The sequence below is a fragment of the Streptomyces sp. NPDC001544 genome, from assembly GCF_042894285.1.
In the GTDB taxonomy this organism is placed as follows: Bacteria; Actinomycetota; Actinomycetes; order Streptomycetales; family Streptomycetaceae; genus Streptomyces.
The window spans coordinates 414519-434557 of record NZ_JBIAVN010000006.1 but is presented as its reverse complement, the minus strand read 5'-3'; the positions used below and the strand labels follow the sequence as shown (position 1 = coordinate 434557).

Sequence of the window (20039 nt, the reverse complement as noted above, 5' to 3'; positions counted from 1 at the left end):
CGCGGGGTCGGTGCCGGTTGCGGTTTCACCGCGTGCCGAGTTGGAGCTCGAGGCGGGCCCGGGGGCCCCGGTAGGCGGCGCCGGCGGTGGGTCCCGGTCGGAGGCTGGGGCAGCGCCCTCCGCCGGGGTGGTGGCCGGTGACGGGGCGGGAGCGGGTTCCGAAGGGACGGCCGGGGCGCGGCCCGGACCCGTGTCCGTCGGCGAAGTCGAACCGGCGCCGGCCGACGGCGTCTTCAAGGTTCGCCTTGCCAACTTCGAGGGGCCTTTCGACCTGTTGCTGCAGTTGATCTCGAAGCACAAGCTGGACGTCACCGAGGTCGCCCTCTCCAAGGTCACCGACGAGTTCATGGCGCACATCCGGGCGATGGGGCCGGACTGGGACCTGGACCAGACGACCGAGTTCCTGGTCGTCGCGGCCACACTGCTGGATCTGAAGGCGGCCCGGCTGCTGCCCGCCGCCGAGGTCGAGGACGAGGCCGACCTGGCGCTCCTCGAGGCCAGGGACCTGCTCTTCGCACGACTGCTGCAGTACCGGGCGTACAAACAGATCGCGGACATCTTCAACCAGCGGCTGGAGGAGGAGGCGCGGCGCTACCCCCGTACCGTCGGCCTCGAACCCCACCACGCCGAACTCCTCCCCGAGGTCGTCATCAGCATCGGCGCGGAGGGCTTCGCCAGGCTGGCCGTCAAGGCGATGCAGCCCAGGCCGAAGCCCCAGGTGTACGTCGACCACATCCACGCGCCGCTGGTCTCCGTACAGGAGCAGGCCGGCATCGTGGTGGGGCGGCTCAAGGAGCTCGGCGAGGCCAGCTTCCGCACGCTCGTCGAGGACACCGACGACACGCTCACCGTCGTCGCCCGCTTCCTCGCGCTGCTGGAGCTGTACCGGGAGAAGGCCGTCGCCCTGGACCAGGATTCCGCACTCGGCGAGCTGATCGTGCGCTGGACCGGCGGGGACGGGGACGCCGCCCCGATGGTCACGGACGAGTTCGACCGGCCCCCGGAGGAGCCCAAGGAGGAGGAGAAGAAGACGTGAGCGAGGACACCACCGATCTCCCCACGGGGCTGCGCACGGCCGCCGACCTCGAACTCAAGCCCGCCCTGGAGGCCGTCCTCATGGTCGTGGACGAGCCCGCGACCGAGGAACAGCTGGCGAAGATACTCCAGCGGCCCCGGCGGCAGATCGCGGACGCGCTACGGGAACTGGCCGACGAGTACACCGTGCAGGGACGCGGCTTCGAGCTGCGCCTGATCGCGGGCGGCTGGCGCTTCTACTCCCGCCCCGAGTACGCGCCCGCCGTCGAGGGCTTCGTCCTGGACGGCCAGCAGGCCCGCCTCACCCAGGCCGCGCTGGAGACCCTTGCGGTCGTCGCCTACCGCCAGCCGGTCAGCCGCAGCCGGGTCTCGGCCGTGCGCGGAGTGAACTGCGACGGTGTGATGCGCACCCTCCTGCAGCGCGGTCTGGTCGAGGAGGCGGGCACGGAACCCGAAACAGGTGCGATCCTGTACAGGACGACGAACTACTTCCTGGAGCGGATGGGCCTGCGCGGCCTGGACGAGCTCCCGGAGCTCGCGCCCTTCCTCCCGGAGGCGGAGGCGATCGAGGCCGAGACCCAGGAAGCCGTGCCGTCGTTCGATCCGGACGCCCCGGACCCGGACGACGGTCCAACGACGAACACGACGACGACGGAACTTTGATGCGAAGCAGCGGCAGCGGCAGCGGCAGGAACAGCGGACGCGGGAACCACCGCGGCGCCGGCAACAACAGGGACGAGCGGCAGGGGCAGGGCCGTCCCCGCAAGCCACGCCCCGAGGAGCGCCGCTACGACGTGGGTCCCGGCGCCTCCCAGGACGGCCCCAAGTCCGGGCGGGGCGGCGCCGCGCGCGGTGGCGCCAAGGGCGGCCCCAAGCAGCCCCAGAAGGGCGGCCGTACGGCACCCTCGCGCTCGCGTGAGTACGAGACCCGGACCGAGGAACGCAACCGCGAGCGGTACGCGGGCAAGAAGGACGTCAAGCTGCCCAAGACCTTCCCGGGCGCCGAGCAGGAGGGCGAACGGCTGCAGAAGGTCCTGGCGCGCGCGGGCTACGGCTCCCGGCGCGCCTGCGAGGAGCTGATCGACCAGGCCCGCGTCGAGGTGAACGGCGAGATCGTCACCGAGCAGGGCAAGCGGGTCGACCCGGAGAAGGACGAGGTCAAGGTCGACGGCCTGACGGTGGCGACCCAGTCGTACCAGTTCTTCTCCCTGAACAAGCCGGCCGGCGTGGTCTCCACCATGGAGGACCCGGAGGGCCGCCAGTGCCTCGGCGACTACGTCACCAACCGTGAGACGCGCCTGTTCCACGTGGGCCGCCTGGACACCGAGACCGAGGGCGTCATCCTGCTCACCAACCACGGCGAGCTGGCGCACCGCCTGACCCACCCCAAGTACGGCGTGAAGAAGACCTACCTCGCGCACATCGTCGGCCCGATCCCGCGCGACCTCGGCAAGCGCCTCAAGGACGGCATCCAGCTCGAGGACGGCTACGCCCGCGCGGACCACTTCCGCGTCGTCGAGCAGACCGGCAAGAACTACCTCGTCGAGGTCACCCTCCACGAGGGCCGCAAGCACATCGTCCGCCGCATGCTCGCCGAGGCCGGCTTCCCCGTCGACAAACTGGTCCGCACCGCCTTCGGCCCCATCACCCTGGGCGACCAGAAGTCCGGCTGGCTGCGCCGCCTGTCCAACACGGAGGTCGGCATGCTGATGCAGGAGGTCGACCTCTAGGCCGAATTCCATGGCAGGAGACCGTGGAGCGCGTCGAGTGCCGGGGTGAGCCGATGGAGCCGGGAGCGCTCTGGGACGCTTGGGGCATGATCGACGATCTCGACATGGACCTGACGCCCGTCATGGCCGAGCAGCCCGACCCCCTGCTGTTCGCCACGGTCTCCGGCGCGCACCTGTACGGTTTCCCCTCGCAGGACTCCGACCTGGACCTGCGCGGTGTGCATCTGCTGCCCGCCGCGGACCTGGTCGGCCTGCGGGAGCCGGAGGAGACCCGGTCCCGGATCTGGGTGCGGTACGGCGTCGAGATGGACCTCGTCACCCACGATCTGCGCAAGTTCGTACGGCTGATGCTGCGCCGCAACGGCTATGTGCTGGAGCAGCTCCTGTCGCCCCTGGTCGTGCACACCACCGAAGCGCACCGGGAGCTGGCCGCGCTCGCGCCCGGGGTGCTGACCGGTCACCACGCCCACCACTACCGCGGGTTCGCGGCGACGCAGTGGCGGCTGTTCCAGAAGACCGGCGAGCTCAAGCCGCTGCTGTACACCTTCCGGGTCCTGCTCACCGGCATCCATCTGATGCGCAGCGGCGAGGTGCAGGCCCATCTGCCGACCCTGCTCGGCACCTGCCCGGACGCGCCCGCCTACCTGCCCGACCTGATCGCGGCGAAGGCGGAGCGGGAGCACGGCAGAGCCGAGGTGGACCACGCGCGCGTGGCCGCCGACATCGAGAGACTGCACGTCGTGCTCGACGAGGCCCAGGCCGCCTCAGTGCTGCCCGACGCTCCCACCGCGTACGACGCCCTGCACGACTTCGTGGTCCGCGTCCGCCTGGACGGCTGAGGCACGGCGAGCACGGACCAGGAAGTCCTCCACCCGGCGGCGGTCCGGCTCGGCCGGCAGCGGGGTACGGTACGTCCACGCGTCCGTCTGAGCGGCCAGGCGGGCCATCCGGGCCTCGATCTCCGGCCAGGGCACCTCGCCCCGCTTCACCGCGAGCAGCTCCGCGCGCCGGTCACCGACGTCGATCGTCAGCTCGCCCGTGCGCAGCAGGTCCAGCGCGCTCATCAGCAGCCGCAGCAGATGCATCGCGTGCTTCCAGCGCGGGGCGCCGTGGGTGCGGACGTCGGCTTCGAGCTTCCTGCGCTGGCCCAGGGCGTACCGGGTGAACGACTCGTGGACCCGGCGGGAGAGGAAGGCCCGGCGCAGGGTCAGCAGTTCACGGCCGGTGGCGTCGACGTGCTCCACCAGGGGTGAGTGCAGGCACTCCAGGACGTTGGGGTTCGCCCGCAACGCCAGCTCGCAGAAGCGTTCCAGCTCCCAGCTGAACTGCTCCTCGCCGGGACCGTCCACATGCGTCGGCGGCTTGTCGAACCGCCAGTACAGGGCAGTGGGGGCGAGGAAGACGCCCCTGCGGTCGGTGTCGCTGCCCTCCGTGGCCAGACCGAAGGCACGCGACCCCATCACGCAGGAGTAGATCGTGTGGTCGCGTACCAGGTCCTCGGGATGCATGCCCGGGAGCGTACGCGGCTCCTCACACCAGCCGGATGGAATTTCCGTGCACCGTGATGTTCTCGGCGGGCAGCGGCTTGGCGGCCGGACCCCGGGCCACCGAACCGTCGGCGATCTCGAACTGGCTGCCGTGGCAGGGACAGTCGATCTTGCCGTCCACCACCTGGTTCACCGTGCAGCCCTCATGGGTGCAGATCGCGGAGAAGGCCTTGAACTCGCCCTTCTTCGGCTGGGTGACCACGACCTTCTGGTCCGCGAACACCTTTCCGCCGCCCTCGGGAATGTCGCTGGTGCTGCCCAGCTCCCGGCCGCCGGAACCGCTGCTGCTGTGTGGGCTGCTGCTGTTCGCGCTGCTGCTGTTTCCGCCGCTGTTGTTTCCGCCACACCCCACGCATCCCGCGGCCAGCGCCCCCGCGCCCGTCGTCAGAACCGTGCGCCGCGTCGCGCCGTGCGTCATGTGATCACTCCGAACGTACGGGAAGGAAGTCGGACATAGCGGCATCTTGGCACCTAACCCGCCCGGGGCGAAGCAATGCGGCGACGACCGTCAGCGCGTCGGCCTCCCGTCTCAGGGGGCGGGCGCCGGACGCCGGGCCCGCGTGGCCTGACTACGCTGGTCGGACGAGAAGCAGGACGCACGTCAGCGAGGAGCAGCGCCGTGGCGGTACGAGCGGTCCGGGGGGCCGTCCAGCTGGAGAAGGACGAGGCCGGACACATGGACGAGCAGGTGGGATCCCTGCTCACCGCCATCCTGGAGCGGAACGGGCTGACCGCCGACGACCTGATCAGCATCTGGTTCACGGCCACGCCCGACCTGCACAGCGACTTCCCGGCGGCCGCCGCCCGGGGGCTCGGCATCCTCGACGTGCCGTTGATCTGCGCGCAGGAACTGGACGTCGAGGGCGCCATGCCGCGTGTCGTCCGCGTGCTCGCGCACATCGAGTCGGACCGGCCCCGCGCCGACATCGCCCATGTCTACCTCGGTGGCGCCGCCGCCCTGCGCAAGGACATCGCCCAGTGAGGAGCGCGCTCGTCATCGGCAGCGGGCTCATCGGCACGTCCGCCGCACTCGCCCTGGCCCAGCGGGGCGTCGTCGTGCACCTCGCCGACCACGACCCCGAACAGGCCCGGACGGCCGCCGCGCTGGGCGCCGGCACCGACGAGGCCCCCTCCGGCCCGGTCGACCTCGCGATCGTCGCCGCCCCGCCCGCGTACGTCGCGGGTGTCCTCGCCGACGCCATGCGCCGCGGCCTGGCCCGCGGGTACGTCGACGTGGCCAGCGTCAAGGGCGGCCCGCGCCGTGAGCTGGAGGCACTCGGCCTGGACCTGTCGGCGTACATCGGCACCCACCCCATGTCGGGGCGTGAGAAGTCCGGCCCGCTCGCCGCGACCGGCGACCTGTTCGAGGGCCGCCCCTGGGTGTTGACGCCCAGCCGGGACACGGACACCGAGGTGCTGAACCTCGCCCTGGAACTGGTCTCGCACTGCCGGGCGGTGCCGGTCGTGATGGACGCCGACGCCCACGACCGCGCGGTGGCCCTGGTCTCGCACATGCCCCATCTGGTCTCCAGCATGGTCGCGGCCCGTCTGGAGCACGCGGAGGAGGCGGCCGTACGGCTGTGCGGGCAGGGCATCCGGGACGTGACCCGGATCGCCGCCTCCGACCCCCGGATGTGGATCGACATCCTGTCCGCGAACCCCGGGCCGGTCGCCGACCTGCTCACCGACGTCGCAGCCGACCTCGAGGAGACGGTGCGGGCCCTGCGCGCCCTGCAGTCCTCGGACGAGGCCAAGCGGCGCGAGGGCACCGCGGAGATCGAGGACGTGCTGCGGCGCGGCAACGCGGGCCAGGTCCGGGTGCCCGGCAAGCACGGCTCCGCCCCGCGGGTCTACGAGACCGTGGCGGTGCTCATCGACGACCAGCCAGGCCAGCTCGCCCACATCTTCGCGGACGCGGGACGGGCCGGGATCAACATCGAGGACGTGCGCATCGAGCACGCGACGGGTCAGCAGGCCGGTCTCGTACAGCTCATCGTGGAGCCGAAGGCGGCCGGACCGCTGGCCACCGCGCTGCGGGAGCGTGGATGGGCCCTGCGGCAGTAGGGCGGGTGCGGGCCGGTGCCGGGAGGCGGCCGTCCACTCGGGTCACCCGAACCCAGTAACCTTGTGCGGGGCGCATCGCGTCCCGCACACCCCCGCCAGCCGCACCAGGAAGGTGTCCCCCCGTGGAAAACGGCGCCGCCCAGCCCGTGATTGTCGCCATCGACGGCCCCGCCGGCACGGGCAAGTCGAGCACGTCGAAGGCCGTGGCCGCGCAGCTCGGTCTGAGCTACCTGGACACCGGCGCCCAGTACCGGGCGATCACCTGGTGGATGGTGAACAACGGCATAGACCTGGAGGATCCGTCGGCGATCGCCGCGGTGGCGGGCAAGCCGGAGATCATCTCGGGCACCGACCCGGACAACCCGACGATCTCGGTCGACGGCGTGGACGTGGCCGGCCCGATCCGCACCCAGGAGGTCTCGTCCAAGGTCAGCGCGGTCAGCGCGGTGCCCGAGGTGCGGGCCCGGATCACCGAGCTGCAGCGCTCACTGGCCGCCTCCGCCGAGACCGGCATCGTCGTCGAGGGCCGGGACATCGGTACGACCGTGCTGCCGGACGCCGACCTGAAGATCTTCCTCACGGCCTCCCCGGAGGCCCGTGCGGCCCGCCGCAGCGGCGAGCTGAAGGGCGCGGACGTCCAGGCCACCCGTGAGGCGCTGATCAAGCGGGACGCGGCCGACTCCAGCCGCAAGACCTCCCCGCTCGCCAAGGCGGACGACGCGGTCGAGGTGGACACCACCGAACTCACCCTCGCCCAGGTCATCGAGTGCGTCGTCACCCTGGTCGAGGAGAAGCGAGCGGGGAAGTGACCCAGCCGTCCGTTCCCTCCCCGCAGGGCGCCGAGGTCGGGCGACGTATCGGCGTCGGCCTGATGTACGGGCTGTGGAAGCCCCGTGTGCTCGGCGCCTGGCGGATGCCCGCGACCGGCCCGGTCATCCTGGCCGTCAACCACTCCCACAACATCGACGGTCCGATGGTCATGGGGGTGGCACCCCGGCCGACGCACTTCCTGATCAAGAAGGAGGCGTTCGTCGGCCCGCTCGATCCCTTCCTGCGGGGCATCGGCCAGCTCAAGGTGGACCGCGAGACCACCGACCGCACGGCCATCACACAGGCGCTCGGCGTGCTGGAGGGCGGCGGAGTACTGGGCATCTTCCCGGAGGGCACCCGGGGCGAGGGCGACTTCGCCTCACTGCGCGCCGGGCTGGCGTACTTCGCGGTGCGCAGCGGGGCACCGATCGTGCCCGTCGCGGTGCTGGGAAGTTCCAGGCGGTCGAGTCGGTTGGTGAAGGGGTTGCCTCCGCTGCGTACCCGTATCGACGTCGTCTTCGGTGACCCGTTCGAGGCGGGCGACGGCAGCGGGCGGCGCACACGCAAGGCGCTGGACGAGGCGACCGAACGCATCCGGAAGCAGCTCACCGCGCACCTGGAAAACGCCAGGCGGCTGACCGGCCGCACAGGCGACACTTGAGTAGTGGATCACCCGGGACCAACCGGGCGATCCACCGATCACCACGAATGAACGACGAGGTACGGACTTCATGAACGACCAGATCCAGCCCGACGGCTCGGCCGAGCACGAGTACGAGCACGGGGCGCTCGGCGACGCCGAGTACGCGGAGTTCATGGAGCTCGCCGCGGAGGAGGGCTTCGACCTCGAGGACGTCGAGGGCGCCATCGAGGCGGCGGGTCACGGCCCGCTGCCGGTCCTCGCCGTCGTCGGCCGCCCCAATGTCGGCAAGTCGACTCTGGTGAACCGGATCATCGGCCGCCGCGAGGCCGTCGTCGAGGACAAGCCGGGCGTCACCCGTGACCGGGTCACCTACGAGGCCGAGTGGTCGGGCCGCCGCTTCAAGGTCGTCGACACCGGCGGCTGGGAGCAGGACGTCCTCGGCATCGACGCCTCCGTCGCCGCCCAGGCCGAGTACGCCATCGAGGCGGCCGACGCGGTCGTGTTCGTCGTCGACGCCAAGGTGGGCGCGACCGACACCGATGAGGCGGTCGTCCGGCTGCTGCGCAAGGCCGGCAAGCCCGTGGTGCTGTGCGCCAACAAGGTCGACGGCCCGAGCGGCGAGGCCGACGCGGCGTACCTGTGGTCCCTGGGTCTCGGCGAGCCGCACCCCGTCTCCGCCCTGCACGGTCGTGGCACCGGCGACATGCTGGACGCCGTCCTGGAGGCGCTGCCCGAGGCGCCCGAGCAGACCTTCGGCGCCGCCGTGGGCGGCCCGCGCCGTATCGCGCTGATCGGCCGCCCGAACGTCGGCAAGTCCTCGCTGCTCAACAAGGTCGCGGGCGAGGAGCGCGTCGTCGTCAACGAACTCGCGGGCACCACCCGTGACCCGGTCGACGAGCTGATCGAACTCGGCGGCGTGACCTGGAAGTTCGTCGACACGGCCGGTATCCGCAAGCGCGTCCACCTCCAGCAGGGCGCCGACTACTACGCCTCCCTGCGCACCGCGGCCGCCGTCGAGAAGGCCGAGGTCGCGGTCATCCTGATCGACGCGTCCGAGAGCATCTCCGTCCAGGACCAGCGCATCGTCACCATGGCGGTCGAGGCGGGCCGTGCGGTGGTGCTCGCCTTCAACAAGTGGGACACCCTCGACGAGGAGCGCCGGTACTACCTCGAGCGGGAGATCGAGACCGAGCTCGGCCAGGTCGCCTGGGCACCGCGGGTCAACGTCTCCGCGCGCACCGGCCGGCACATGGAGAAGCTGGTCCCGGCGATCGAGACGGCCCTGGCCGGCTGGGAGACCCGGGTCCCGACCGGCCGGCTCAACGCCTTCCTCGGCGAGCTGGTCTCCGCCCACCCGCACCCGGTCCGGGGCGGCAAGCAGCCGCGCATCCTCTTCGGCACCCAGGCCGGCACCAAGCCGCCGCGGTTCGTGCTCTTCGCCTCCGGATTCATCGAGGCGGGCTACCGGCGCTTCATCGAGCGACGGCTGCGCGAGGAGTTCGGCTTCGAAGGCACGCCGATCCATATCTCGGTGCGGGTGCGCGAGAAGCGCGGCGCGAAGAAGAAGTAGCAGCAGAGGCTGCCGCATCACGCCGGGGGCGTGGTGCGGCAGCCTCTCGTACGTCAGACCCCCCGGCGCGGACCGGGCGGCAGCGCCGCCGGGACGTGGTGCATCCCGGTGTCGTGCTGCCGTCCGAGCGGCCCGATCCGGTGCCAGGGCGGCTGCTGCTGCTGCCCGGAGACATGGCGGGCGTTGTACGCGCCCGTGCTGTACGGGCTGTACGAGGTGGAGCCGTACGATCCCGTGCCGATACCGGTGCCGTGCGGGGTGTTCCCGAACGCGGTGAACCCGAAGTCCTCCTCACCGGTTCGGTCGCCCGGCAGTGTCCGGAAGGTCCTGACCCACTCCGCGTAGAGCGCGTCGTAGATCGGCGTGGCCGATGGCCTGCCGGGCGCATCCTGCCCCGACCGGGCGGCCGGAATGGGGGAGAAGGACGGGCGGCGGGGAGGAACGTCGTATGCGTGCACGTATGTCCAAACGACCCTGAGCCCTCGGAGATGCGGCTGGGGGGCGCTCCGTGCGCATGCGGTCAGGTCCCGGCGAGCGGCAGCGCGGCCGCGACCAGCTTCCCGTTGGCCGCCGCCTTGTCCAGCGCGTCCCGCAGCAGGTCCTCCCGGGGCTGGCGCCCGATCGAACCGACCGGTGCCGCGAACATCAGCACCTGCTGCAGCTTGTTGGCGGCGGCCCGCCACCCCTCCGTGACCTGCAGCGGCTGGTGCGCCTGCCACCAGGCGACCGGCTGGCCGCCCGCGCCCGGCTGGAGCACCGCGTGCAGCTGGCCGACGGCAAGGAGTACCGACCACCCGTGCAGCACCGGCGGCACCGAGCCCAGCTCGGTGACCGGCATGAACCCCTGCTCGATGAGCAGCGGCAGGAAGTCGTCGCCGGTTCCGGTGGCGCCCGGGCGGACGATCGGCGCGGTCGGCTCCACGACAAGCGCCGGGTGCAGCTCCCCGGAGATCAGCACGAGCCCGCTGGTCACCCCGAGCACGGCCTGCTCGGGCACCGCCTTCTCCGGCCGGCCGCCGGAGCCGTGTGCGTCGCCGCTGATGGAGCGGACGGCGCCCTGCAGTTGTTCCTCGGTGACCTGGACGACCTGCGAGGGCAGGCAGCTGGCGTGGGCGAAGGCGAGAACGGCGGTCTCCTCGCCGACGAACAGAACGGTGCTGGTGCGCTCCTGCTCGGAGTCGCCCGGCGTACGGCAGGACGTGCAGTCGTAACTGCCCGGGGCGTTCTCTCCGGCGAGCAGCCGGTCGGCTTCTTCGTCGCCGATCTCGGCGCGTACGGCGTCGCTGACGTCGAGCATGCGCGGCACGGGTGGCTCCCTCGGGATGCGGTGCTGGGTCGGCCGGGTGGCTCCCGGCCCGTGAGCCCCGGGGCTCCGGGCTCATGAAGAAGACAACGGGCGATCTGTGGCGGGAGTCACGCCCCGAGGAGAACGGAATCGAACCAACCACCGCACACGGTCACAGCAGGTGCGGGACTGCCTACTCATCGTCAACTCAGCACCGTGTCAAGGAACTTGATCCGGTGAAGTGAGTCACAGATCGTTCGCGACAGTGGTCGACAAATCAGGAAATCGGCGAATGAAGTGGGTGACTCAAAATCGCCGATACCCGCGGTAACCGCGAACTGGCCTGCGACAACGGGGAGTTGGTTGATACCGACTGGCAGGGCTCCTTACATTCCTCGGCCGTGTGCAACTTGCACCGCTCGGGAACGTCCGCCGGCCGCGCCGAACAGGCACCACCACGGCATCGGCCACGGCGGACGGGGCGGAGCGCGTGAACCGCGTCCATGCGCGGGAACGTGCCCCGCTCGGGGGGACCCCGGGTTCGTGGAGAGGGAATTACATGTCCGAATGTGCCGATACCACCCGTAGCACCGCTCGCAAGGACAGCGCCCGCAAGGGCCGTACGACGGCGGCCCTCGCCGGGGCGGCACTGCTCGCCCCGCTCGGACTGCTGGCGGCGACCGGCAACGCAGACGCGGCGGACAACGGAGTGTGGGACCGCATCGCCCAGTGCGAGAGCGGCGGCAACTGGCACATCAACACCGGCAACGGCTACTACGGCGGACTCCAGTTCTCCGCCTCGACCTGGCGCGCCTACGGAGGCTCGGCCTACGCGCCGACCGCCGACCAGGCCTCCAGGGAGCAGCAGATCGCCGTCGCCACCAAGGTCCAGGGCGCCCAGGGCTGGGGCGCCTGGCCGGTCTGTTCGGCCCGGGCCGGGGCCTACGGAGCCGCTCCGGCGGCGGCCTCCTCCGGCACGGCCACGACGAAGTCGGCGACCGAGGAGCCGGCCGCCACCAAGTCCGCACCGTCGAAGCCGTCGCAGACGCCGCAGCGTTCGACGAGCCACAGCAACCGCAGCTCGACCCGCAGCGCGTCGCACGGGAACTACACCGTCCGCGAGGGCGACACACTCAGCAGGATCGCCGCCCGGCACGGGACCACCTGGCAGCGGATCTACGCCGCCAACAAGGCCGTCATCGGCGGTGACCCCAACTTGATCGTGCCCGGTCAGAACCTCACCATCTGAGCCGCGCCGGTCCGAGAACGAGCCACTGTCCTCATGAGCCCCCCATGAGCTCCTCGTCGAGCTCCTCATGAGGACAGTGGCTGTCCGCGTCGGCTGGCACACTCGGCCCCATGTTGGAGACCTCGGCACGCCTGCTGCGTCTGCTCTCGCTGCTCCAGGCCCACCGCGAATGGTCGGGCGCCGAACTGGCCGACCGCCTCGGCGTCACCCCGCGCACCGTCCGCCGGGACGTGGACCGGCTGCGCGAGCTGGGCTACCCCATCAACGCCAGTCCCGGCACCGGCGGCGGCTACCAGCTCGGGGCGGGGGCCGAGCTGCCGCCGCTGCTCCTGGACGACGACGAGGCGGTCGCCGTCGCCGTAGGGCTGCGGACCGCCGCCGGGCAGGGCATCGAGGGCATCGGCGAGACCTCCGTGCGGGCCCTCGCCAGACTGGAGCAGGTGCTGCCGGACCGGCTGCGCCGCCGGGTGGGCGCCCTCAACGCCTTCACCGTGCCCATGCTGCGCGGACCGCAGGCCTCCGCCGTCGACCCGGCCGTCCTGACCGAACTGGCCAACCTGTGCCGGGACGCCGAGCGGCTCCGCTTCGAGTACCGCGCCCTCCCCCACTCTCGAACAGACTCGAGCGGGGGGACCCCCATCGGCCCCCAGGGCCGCCGTACCGTCGAACCGCACCGCCTGGTGTGCACCGAACGTCGCTGGTACCTCGTCGCCTGGGACCTGGACCGCGCCGACTGGCGGACCTTCCGCGTCGACCGCATCACGCCGAGACCGCCCCACGGGCCCCGCTTCACCCCGCGCGAGCCGCCCGCCGAGGACCTCGCCGCCTATGTCTCCCGCGGGGTCTCCACGCACGCGTACGCCTCGCACGCCGCCGTCCGGCTGCTGGTCCCCCTGGCGCAGGCGGCCGAGCGGGTCTCTCCCTCCGCCGGGACGCTGGAGCCCGACGGGGCGGACGCCTGCATCCTGCGCGCCGGTGCCGCGAGTCTGGACGTGATGGTGGTGCACGTGATGACGCTCGGTTTCGACTTCGAGGTGCTGGAGCCCGCCGAGCTCACCGAGGCGATCAGGACGGCCCGCGACCGGCTCTCGCGCGCTCTCGGAGAGCTTCCCCGGCGCGCGGATTCTGTGCCGGATCGGTGAATTTTCTTATGCTGTGTCAGCTTGTGCGGCAGCGCACGGATTCCGAATGCAGGGATGTTTTCCGCCGGGCTATTCGACCGGACGGGCCTACGGCAAGAATTGCGTTCGAATACCCCGGTAAGCCGCGCAGAAACCCACGTACGTGTGACAAAGTCCGGCCGAAACGAGTGTCGTGGACCTGTGACGGAAGTGTGACGGGGAAGGGACGCCCGGCTAGCGTGGCCGTATGGCACCGATTCCCACTCCGTCAGCGGAGCCCCAGGACAGTCCGGAAGGGTACGTCGGTCTCGACGCGACGCTAGCCGAGCGGCTCGCCCGGGAGAGGGGCTGGTCGACGGTGCGGTCACTGCCGCCCGGCGCGATCATCACCATGGAGTACCGGTCGGGCCGGCTGAACTTCGAGGTGCGCGAGGGCCGGGTGGCTCGCGCCTGGAAGGGCTGACCCCCCGGGGAAGCGCGACGAAGGCCCCGGTTCCCGCGGACGGGAACCGGGGCCTTCGCCCTGCGGGGTCGGGTTGTGCGTACCGGCCCCCGCCGTGTCGTTGACCCTCAGCCGCCCGTCACGGGACGGGCCGCCGGGGCCGCGCCGCGCGGGACGCGCTCCGGGTGGGGAGGGCGGCGGCTGCCCGCCGGGCTGACCGGGGTGCGTTCCGAACGGGCGGCGTGGGGGCTCGGCGCCCGGTGCGCCGACGCCCTGGGCGTGTGCAGCGAGGAGACCGGCTCGCGGGCCGGTGCCATCTCCTCGGCGGTGACGGTGCGCGGCTTGAGCGCCACCGGGCTGACCGGAACCGGTGCGGGCGCGGTGCGGTCGCGGCGGTTCCGGCGACGGTCGCGCACACGGTCGCGCAGGTCGAGCAGGGCGACCTCGGCCCGGGCGATCAGCGGCTCGCACCACGGCAGCGCGAGCAGGATCAGCAGCCCCGCGGCCCAGCCGAGCAGTACGTCGCTCAGCCAGTGCGTACCGAGATAGACGGTGGCCATCCCGACGCCGAGCGAGGTCACGGCCGACACCGCGGACAGCCAGCGGCGGGCCCTCGGGGTGGAGGCCAGGTACGCCAGGATTCCCCAGGTCACCACCGCGTTCGCGGTGTGGCCGCTGGGAAATATATCGCCGCCCATCCCCATCTCGTTGGAGCCGATGACGGTCGCGTAGTGCGGTCCGAGACGGCCCATGCCGTACTTGGCGGCGCCGACCGTGATGTTCAGCAGCAGCAGCGAGGCGCCGAGGGTCACCAGCGGGCGGAGCGTGTGCTGCCGCCAGGAGCGCCAGCCCAGCCAGGCCGCGACCATCACGGCGGTGGGGCCGCGCTGGCCGAGCACCACGTAGTAGTCGACGAACCAGTGGATGCCCGCCCACTGCTGGTACGGCCGGAAGAACATGACCTGCCAGTCGAGCCGGACCAGCCAGGAGGTGGTCACCACGGCCCACACGATCGCCAGATAGAAGGCCAGGGTCGCCGAGAACAGCACGACCCGGTGCCGGCTCATCCTCGGCACATCGATGTGGGTCGGTCGTTCCGGCTCCCGGTCCAGTCTGGCGAACACCCGGTCCAGACGACGGGTGAGGTTTCGTTCGGTACGCACCCAATCGACGTTACAGCGGGTGAGCTCTCAACCCGATCGAATCAGCGGCTTTGTGATGACGATGTGATGTGGGAAACCTCTCAGGAGGGCCGCTAATTACGAGGATTCGACAATCCTCTCCGACTGTCGCTCGCAATTCCTTTGATCATGCCGGGTGTTACTTATATGGCACTTATGAATTCGTTCACCGAGGGGTGGGGTGGAATTCTCCGGCTGCTCATCGACCGGGCCGGATCGATCAAGGAGGACCGGAGCCGTTCAGCCAGAACGCCCCGTACACCGCCGCGGTCACCGTCAACAGGCCTGTGACCAGGGCGAATCGTGATGCACGCAGGCCGGCGAGGGCCACGGCGAGGGGCAGCAGCAGCGGGAAGGCCGGGAGCAGCAGGCGCGGTTTGGAGCCGAAGTAGCTCGAGGCACACAGGGCGAGCGTCACGACGACACCCGTGTACACCAGCAGGGGAAGCGGCTGTCGCTGCCGTACACCGATCACGTACAGCCAGATCACCAGGGCCACCCCGACGATCAGTCCCACCCCGGCCAGGGCCGACGGGAACGACGTGAACTTGTCGGCCACGAAGCGTGCGAAGGCGTATCCGCCGTCGAAGCCGTTGCGCCAGCCGGCCTGGACGTCCAGATAGCCGAGCGGGCCCTGGCCCGTGCGGTGGCCGACCCAGAGGACGTAGGCGGCGGCGCCGAGGGGAGCGAGGAGCATGCCGAGGGCGCGGGGCAGGACGTATGCGCCAGTGGTGGGCCGAGGGGCGTGCGATGTCATTGGTGCGCCGTCCGTCGATCCGGGCGCGCTCCCGACGGCCCGTGCGCCGGATGCGGCGTCCACGCTCCGGTCCCGCACGAAAGAGACCACGCAGGCCGTCCACACCGCCGCGGCCACCGCCAGTCCCACCGGTCGCGTCAGTCCGGCCAGCGCGGCCAGCGCGCCCGCGATCACCCACCGGCCGGTCAGCACGGCGTACAGCGACCAGGCCGCGAGGGCGGTGAACAGCGACTCGCTGTACGCCATCGACTGCACGATCCCGACCGGCAGCGCCGCCCACAGCAGCACCGCGCACACCCCCGCGCGCCGGCCGTACCCGTGGTCCGCCACCGCGAAGATCCCCCAGGCGGCGGCGAGCGAGGCGAACAGGCTGACCATGAATCCGGCGTCGGCGTACGACAGCGGTGTCAGTGTGTGCAGCAGGCGTTCCAGCCAGGGCAGCAGCGGGAAGAAGGCCAGGTTGGAGTGGACGTCGCCGTTCGGCAGGCGCACCTCGTAGCCGTACCCCAGTTCGGCGACCCTGGTGTACCAGAGCGCGTCCCAGCGGGCCGTCAGCAGCGTGTACGCGCTCTTGCCGCGGGCCGCGCTCCACACCACGAGGACGAGCAGGCCCAGGGCGCGGACGGCGGCGTACCCGAGGAGGGCGGGGGCCGCCCGGCGCAGGGCCGTGACGTGGGGTGGTGCCACGCGTGTCGCAAGATCGGTCACGAGCTCGATTATCGACCGGACGTGGAACCGGAATCCCCACCGGGACGTGGTCAAGAGAAGGGGAAGTGGCGTACACCACACGTTTCTGTGAACAGTGTGAGAGCTCCGCCACGCCCTCGCGGAACGAACTCGCGTACGCTGACGAGTCACTCGCGTTCGTATGCGCGGGCCGGAGATCCCACCGCTCCTCCGGCCGAAGTCGCGGGGCCCCCCACCCCGCGAGCCCGCCGAACCCGAGGGGATTGTGGAGGTACGTACATGTCCGGGACGGCCGCGTCCGCGCTGCGCCGTCGGGCGGCCGGGGCCGGTGCCAACCGCTGGGTCGTGCTCGTCGTCCTCTGCGTCAGCCTGCTCCTGGTCGCCGTCGACGCGACCGTGCTGCACGTGGCGGTGCCCGCCGTCACCGAGGACCTGCGGCCGGGCGGCATCGCACTGCTCTGGATCGTCGACGTCTACCCGCTCGTCTGCGCCTCGCTCCTGATCCTCTTCGGCACGCTCGGCGACCGCGTCGGCCGCCGGCGGATCCTGCTGCTCGGCTATGCGCTGTTCGGCGTCGCCTCCGGCGTCGCGGCCTTCGCGCCGAGCGTGCAGGTGCTGATCCTCGCCCGGGCGCTGCTCGGCGTCGGCGGCGCGATGATCATGCCGGCCACCCTGTCCATACTCCGCCAGGTCTTCCCCGACCGGCGGGAGCGGGCGCTGGCGATCGGCGTCTGGAGCGCGGTCGCCGCGGTGGGGGCCGCGGTGGGGCCGCTGCTCGGCGGTTTCCTGCTCGAGCACTTCTGGTGGGGCTCGGTGTTCCTGGTGAACATCCCGCTGATGCTGGTCAGCCTGCCGGTCGGGCGGCTCCTGCTGCCCGAGTCGACGGGCGGGCGGAACGGCCCCTGGGACGTGGTCGGCGCGCTGATGGCGGCGGCCGGGCTGTTCGGTGTGGTGCTGGGGGTGAAGCGGCTCGGGGGCCGGGAGCCGGTGGCCGACGTCTTCACGCTGGCGCCGCTCGTGGTGGGCGCGGCGCTGCTGTTCCTCTTCGTGCGGCGTCAGCGCCGGCGGCCGTACCCGCTGGTGGACCTGCGGATGTTCAAGCGGCCCGCGTTCAGTACGGCGGTGGGGTGCATCGTGCTGGCGATGCTCGCGCTGGTGGGGCTGGAGCTGATCGCGGCACAGTACCTGCAACTGGTGCTGGGGCTGTCGCCGCTCGGGACCGGCCTCAGGCTGCTGCCGCTGACCGTCGCGGCGATGGCCGCGGGGCTGGCGGGGGCGCGGATGCTGCGGCGGTTCGGGCCGCGCCGCATGGTGTGCTTCGGGTTCTGCCTCACCGCCGCGGCCGTGCTGGCGCTGACCGGGATGGGCGGGCGCGACGACGCCGGGCTGCTGGTGTTCGGGTTCGTGCTGCTGGGCTTCGGCCTCGAGACGACGCTGTTCGGGGCGTACGAGTCGATGCTGAGCGAGGCGCCGGCCGAGCAGGCGGGGGGCGCGGCGGCGATCGGGGAGACCTCGTACCAGCTCGGGGCCGGGATCGGGATCGCGTTGCTCGGCAGCGTGATGAACGCGGCGTACGCGCCCGGACCGGCGTCCGTCCCCGGGGTGCCGGCGCCGGCGCGGGCCTCGGCGGGGCATTCGCTGGGGGAGGCGTACGAGGTTGCCGCGCAGCTGGGCGGGGGAGTGGGGGGCGCGCTGCGCCGTGCGGCGCGGGATTCGTTCGTGCACGGGCTGCATGTCACGCTGTTGGTGAGTGCGGGGTTGTTGCTGCTGGGGGCGGTGATGGCGTTGCGGTTGCCGCGGGTGATGAGTTGCGAGGGGGGTGGTGGCGAGGTGCCCGCGCCCCGTGAGCCGGAGAGGTCCCGCGTGTCCGCCTGACGCCGGGGGTCTCCTGTGGGCGGTGCTCGCCGTCGGCGGCTTCCGGTCCGTGGTCCCACCTGGGGTGGACGGGACCGGCGGTACGTCGTAACGTCGGGGCGTAACTTTACTAGCGCTGCTAGTTTTACCGGAGGGTCCATGTCCCCGTTCGACCCGGCCGACCCGCTCGGCATCGACGATCTGCTGGAACCCGAGGACCTGGCCGTCCGCCGGACCGTGCGGGACTGGGCCGCCGACCGTGTGCTGCCGTACGTCGCCGACTGGTACGAGAAGGGTGAGCTGCCCGGTGTCCGGGAGCTGGCCCGGGAGCTCGGCGGTATCGGGGCGCTCGGCATGTCGCTCACCGGGTACGGGTGTGCCGGGGCGAGCGCCGTGCAGTACGGACTGGCGTGTCTGGAGCTCGAGGCCGCCGACTCGGGAATCCGTTCCCTGGTCTCCGTACAGGGGTCGCTCGCCATGTACGCCATCCACCGCTTCGGCAGCGAGGAGCAGAAGCAGCAGTGGCTGCCCGGCATGGCGGCCGGCGAGGTGATCGGCTGCTTCGGGCTCACCGAGCCCGACCACGGCTCCGACCCCGCCTCCATGCGGACGTACGCCAAGCGGGACGGCGGGGACTGGCTGCTGAACGGCAGGAAGATGTGGATCACCAACGGCTCGATCGCCGGGGTCGCCGTGGTGTGGGCGCGGACCGACGAGGGGATCCGCGGCTTCGTGGTGCCCACCGACGTCCCGGGCTTCTCGGCACCCGAGATCAAGCACAAGTGGTCCCTGCGGGCCAGCGTCACCAGTGAGCTGGTCCTCGACGACGTGCGGCTGCCCGCCGACGCCGTGCTGCCGGAGGCCGTCGGCCTGAAGGGCCCGCTCAGCTGTCTCTCGCACGCCCGCTACGGCATCGTCTGGGGCGCGATGGGCGCCGCGCGGTCCTGTTTCGAGGCCGCAGTCGACTACGCGAAGTCACGGGAGCAGTTCGGGCGGCCCATCGGGGGCTTCCAGCTCACCCAGGCCAAACTCGCCGACATGGCGGTCGAACTGCACAAGGGGATTCTGCTCGCCCACCATCTGGGGCGGCGCATGGACGCCGGCCGCCTGCGTCCCGAGCAGGTCAGCTTCGGCAAGCTCAACAACGTCCGTGAGGCCATCGACATCTGCCGTACGGCGCGGACGATCCTCGGTGCCAACGGGATCTCGCTCGAATACCCCGTGATGCGGCACGCGACCAACCTCGAGTCGGTGCTCACCTACGAGGGCACCGTCGAGATGCACCAGCTCGTGCTGGGCAAGGCGCTCACCGGGCTCGACGCCTTCCGCTGACCCCGGGAGCGGGGCAGGGCCGGGGAACGGCCCTGCCTCAGCTCTGGTTGAAGAAGCCGTCCGAACGGTGGGTCCCGGCCTCGCCGCTGATGATCTCGGTGTCGGCCGGCGTCAGCAGGAACACCCGGTTGGACACCCGGTCGATCGAGCCGCGCAGACCGAAGATGAGCCCGGCCGCGAAGTCGACGACGCGCTTGGCGTCGGCGGGCTCCATGGCCGTGAGGTTCATGATCACCGGGACACCCTCCCGGAACAGCTCGCCGATGGCGCGCGCGTCCCGGAAGCTGTCCGGGGTGACCGTGCCGATCCGGCGGCCTCTCTCCTCGGCGACGTCCGTCGCCACCTTGACCCGCGGGTCGGTGACCCAGGCACTCCCGGGCTCGGTCCCCTCGGAGTAGTCGTCGTCGTAGTAGCGCTCGTCATCGTTGTCGTCGACGAGGCCGAGCCACGCACTCGCCTTGCGTACCGATCCCATGGACGCCTCCTCTCACAGCGGTCCTTCTTGCTTTCCGCATCCCTATGGTCATCCATGATGCGGACGGCGCGCCAAGTGGATAGACGCCGCGCGGGGGGTTTGTGACGGTACTGGTGCACAGCGGATCCGTCGAGAGCCCGTGTGCCCCAAGGGTCGTGCTCTACACGGCTGCTGACTGAGAGTGAAATATGATTGTCGTCGGCGTATGGGTGACTTGTGGTGCATATGGGTGAGCGCGGCGGCTGCTACAAACCTAC

The 20039-nt window shown here is 71.3% G+C and carries 21 protein-coding genes; 14 read left to right on the top strand and 7 right to left on the bottom strand.

All coding sequences use genetic code 11. From position 1 onward, the window contains the following. Positions 1-190: 190 nt before the first annotated feature. From ACFY0F_RS19255 to ACFY0F_RS19240, 4 genes are all read left to right on the top strand, one after another. Positions 191-1036, top strand: a complete 846-nt coding sequence (locus ACFY0F_RS19255; protein ID WP_388795182.1) for a segregation and condensation protein A — start codon at positions 191-193, stop codon at positions 1034-1036. Continuing rightward, positions 1033-1698, top strand: coding sequence for an SMC-Scp complex subunit ScpB (gene scpB / locus ACFY0F_RS19250; protein ID WP_388795179.1), 666 nt, complete (start codon positions 1033-1035; stop codon positions 1696-1698). The genes ACFY0F_RS19255 and scpB overlap by 4 nt, the downstream gene beginning before the upstream one ends. Then, the gene (locus tag ACFY0F_RS19245) at positions 1698-2765 is read left to right on the top strand and encodes a pseudouridine synthase (RefSeq protein WP_388795176.1); all 1068 of its coding nucleotides are present in this window, start codon (positions 1698-1700) and stop codon (positions 2763-2765) included. The genes scpB and ACFY0F_RS19245 overlap by 1 nt, the downstream gene beginning before the upstream one ends. An 86-nt stretch (positions 2766-2851) precedes the next feature. Beyond that, entirely contained in the window at positions 2852-3604 is a 753-nt protein-coding gene (locus tag ACFY0F_RS19240; protein WP_388795173.1) for a DNA polymerase beta superfamily protein, read from the top strand. Here ACFY0F_RS19240 and ACFY0F_RS19235 read toward each other — a convergent pair. Together ACFY0F_RS19235 and ACFY0F_RS19230 are read right to left on the bottom strand one after the other, a co-directional pair. Beyond that, positions 3530-4273, bottom strand: a complete 744-nt coding sequence (locus ACFY0F_RS19235; protein ID WP_388795171.1) for a DNA polymerase beta superfamily protein — start codon at positions 4271-4273, stop codon at positions 3530-3532. The two genes, ACFY0F_RS19240 and ACFY0F_RS19235, sit on opposite strands and share 75 nt — an antisense overlap. A gap of 22 nt (positions 4274-4295) precedes the next feature. Next, positions 4296-4730: a ubiquinol-cytochrome c reductase iron-sulfur subunit gene (locus ACFY0F_RS19230; RefSeq protein ID WP_388795168.1), complete on the bottom strand. Its 435-nt coding sequence runs from the start codon at positions 4728-4730 to the stop codon at positions 4296-4298. 201 nt (positions 4731-4931) lie between these two features. On the opposite strand from ACFY0F_RS19230, the gene aroH reads away from it, so the two are divergent. The 5 genes from aroH to der all read left to right on the top strand — a co-directional run bounded on the left by aroH (position 4932) and on the right by der (position 9399). After that, a complete protein-coding gene (gene aroH / locus ACFY0F_RS19225) occupies positions 4932-5294 on the top strand; it encodes a chorismate mutase (RefSeq protein ID WP_388795165.1) in 363 nt (120 codons plus the stop codon). Further along, positions 5291-6376, top strand: coding sequence for a prephenate dehydrogenase (locus ACFY0F_RS19220; protein ID WP_388795162.1), 1086 nt, complete (start codon positions 5291-5293; stop codon positions 6374-6376). The genes aroH and ACFY0F_RS19220 overlap by 4 nt, the downstream gene beginning before the upstream one ends. A 122-nt stretch (positions 6377-6498) precedes the next feature. Continuing rightward, positions 6499-7185, top strand: a complete 687-nt coding sequence (gene cmk / locus ACFY0F_RS19215; RefSeq protein WP_388795159.1) for a (d)CMP kinase — start codon at positions 6499-6501, stop codon at positions 7183-7185. 62 nt (positions 7186-7247) lie between these two features. Then, positions 7248-7847 (top strand): lysophospholipid acyltransferase family protein, encoded by a 600-nt coding sequence (locus ACFY0F_RS19210; protein ID WP_388795269.1) that lies wholly within the window; start codon positions 7248-7250, stop codon positions 7845-7847. Positions 7848-7917: 70 nt separating this feature from the next. After that, positions 7918-9399, top strand: coding sequence for a ribosome biogenesis GTPase Der (gene der / locus ACFY0F_RS19205; RefSeq protein ID WP_388795157.1), 1482 nt, complete (start codon positions 7918-7920; stop codon positions 9397-9399). A 53-nt stretch (positions 9400-9452) separates the two neighbouring features. Here the strand turns inward: der and ACFY0F_RS19200 are convergent, their stop codons facing one another. Together ACFY0F_RS19200 and ACFY0F_RS19195 are read right to left on the bottom strand one after the other, a co-directional pair. Beyond that, positions 9453-9857: a hypothetical protein gene (locus tag ACFY0F_RS19200; protein WP_388795154.1), complete on the bottom strand. Its 405-nt coding sequence runs from the start codon at positions 9855-9857 to the stop codon at positions 9453-9455. Between the two features lie 62 nt (positions 9858-9919). Then, positions 9920-10705 (bottom strand): hypothetical protein, encoded by a 786-nt coding sequence (locus tag ACFY0F_RS19195; RefSeq protein WP_388795151.1) that lies wholly within the window; start codon positions 10703-10705, stop codon positions 9920-9922. Between the two features lie 538 nt (positions 10706-11243). Between ACFY0F_RS19195 and ACFY0F_RS19190 the strand changes: the two genes are divergently transcribed. From ACFY0F_RS19190 to ACFY0F_RS19180, 3 genes are all read left to right on the top strand, one after another. Next, positions 11244-11933: a transglycosylase family protein gene (locus ACFY0F_RS19190; protein ID WP_388795148.1), complete on the top strand. Its 690-nt coding sequence runs from the start codon at positions 11244-11246 to the stop codon at positions 11931-11933. A gap of 110 nt (positions 11934-12043) precedes the next feature. Continuing rightward, complete coding sequence (locus ACFY0F_RS19185) at positions 12044-13075, top strand: helix-turn-helix transcriptional regulator (protein ID WP_388795145.1); 1032 nt, start codon at positions 12044-12046, stop codon at positions 13073-13075. A gap of 226 nt (positions 13076-13301) precedes the next feature. Next, positions 13302-13517, top strand: coding sequence for an I78 family peptidase inhibitor (locus ACFY0F_RS19180; RefSeq protein ID WP_388795143.1), 216 nt, complete (start codon positions 13302-13304; stop codon positions 13515-13517). Positions 13518-13624: 107 nt separating this feature from the next. Here the strand turns inward: ACFY0F_RS19180 and ACFY0F_RS19175 are convergent, their stop codons facing one another. Next, positions 13625-14659 (bottom strand): phosphatase PAP2 family protein, encoded by a 1035-nt coding sequence (locus tag ACFY0F_RS19175; RefSeq protein WP_388795140.1) that lies wholly within the window; start codon positions 14657-14659, stop codon positions 13625-13627. Positions 14660-14897: 238 nt separating this feature from the next. Continuing rightward, a complete protein-coding gene (locus ACFY0F_RS19170) occupies positions 14898-16142 on the bottom strand; it encodes a hypothetical protein (protein ID WP_388795137.1) in 1245 nt (414 codons plus the stop codon). 258 nt (positions 16143-16400) lie between these two features. Between ACFY0F_RS19170 and ACFY0F_RS19165 the strand changes: the two genes are divergently transcribed. Together ACFY0F_RS19165 and ACFY0F_RS19160 are read left to right on the top strand one after the other, a co-directional pair. Continuing rightward, positions 16401-17996, top strand: a complete 1596-nt coding sequence (locus ACFY0F_RS19165) for an MFS transporter (RefSeq protein WP_388795134.1) — start codon at positions 16401-16403, stop codon at positions 17994-17996. Positions 17997-18134: 138 nt separating this feature from the next. After that, on the top strand, positions 18135-19307 hold the full coding sequence (locus ACFY0F_RS19160) for an acyl-CoA dehydrogenase family protein (RefSeq protein WP_388795131.1): 1173 nt from the start codon (positions 18135-18137) through the stop codon (positions 19305-19307). A 37-nt stretch (positions 19308-19344) separates the two neighbouring features. Here ACFY0F_RS19160 and ACFY0F_RS19155 read toward each other — a convergent pair whose 3' ends face one another. Continuing rightward, positions 19345-19782, bottom strand: coding sequence for a cell division protein SepF (locus ACFY0F_RS19155; RefSeq protein WP_388795128.1), 438 nt, complete (start codon positions 19780-19782; stop codon positions 19345-19347). Positions 19783-20039: the final 257 nt, after the last annotated feature.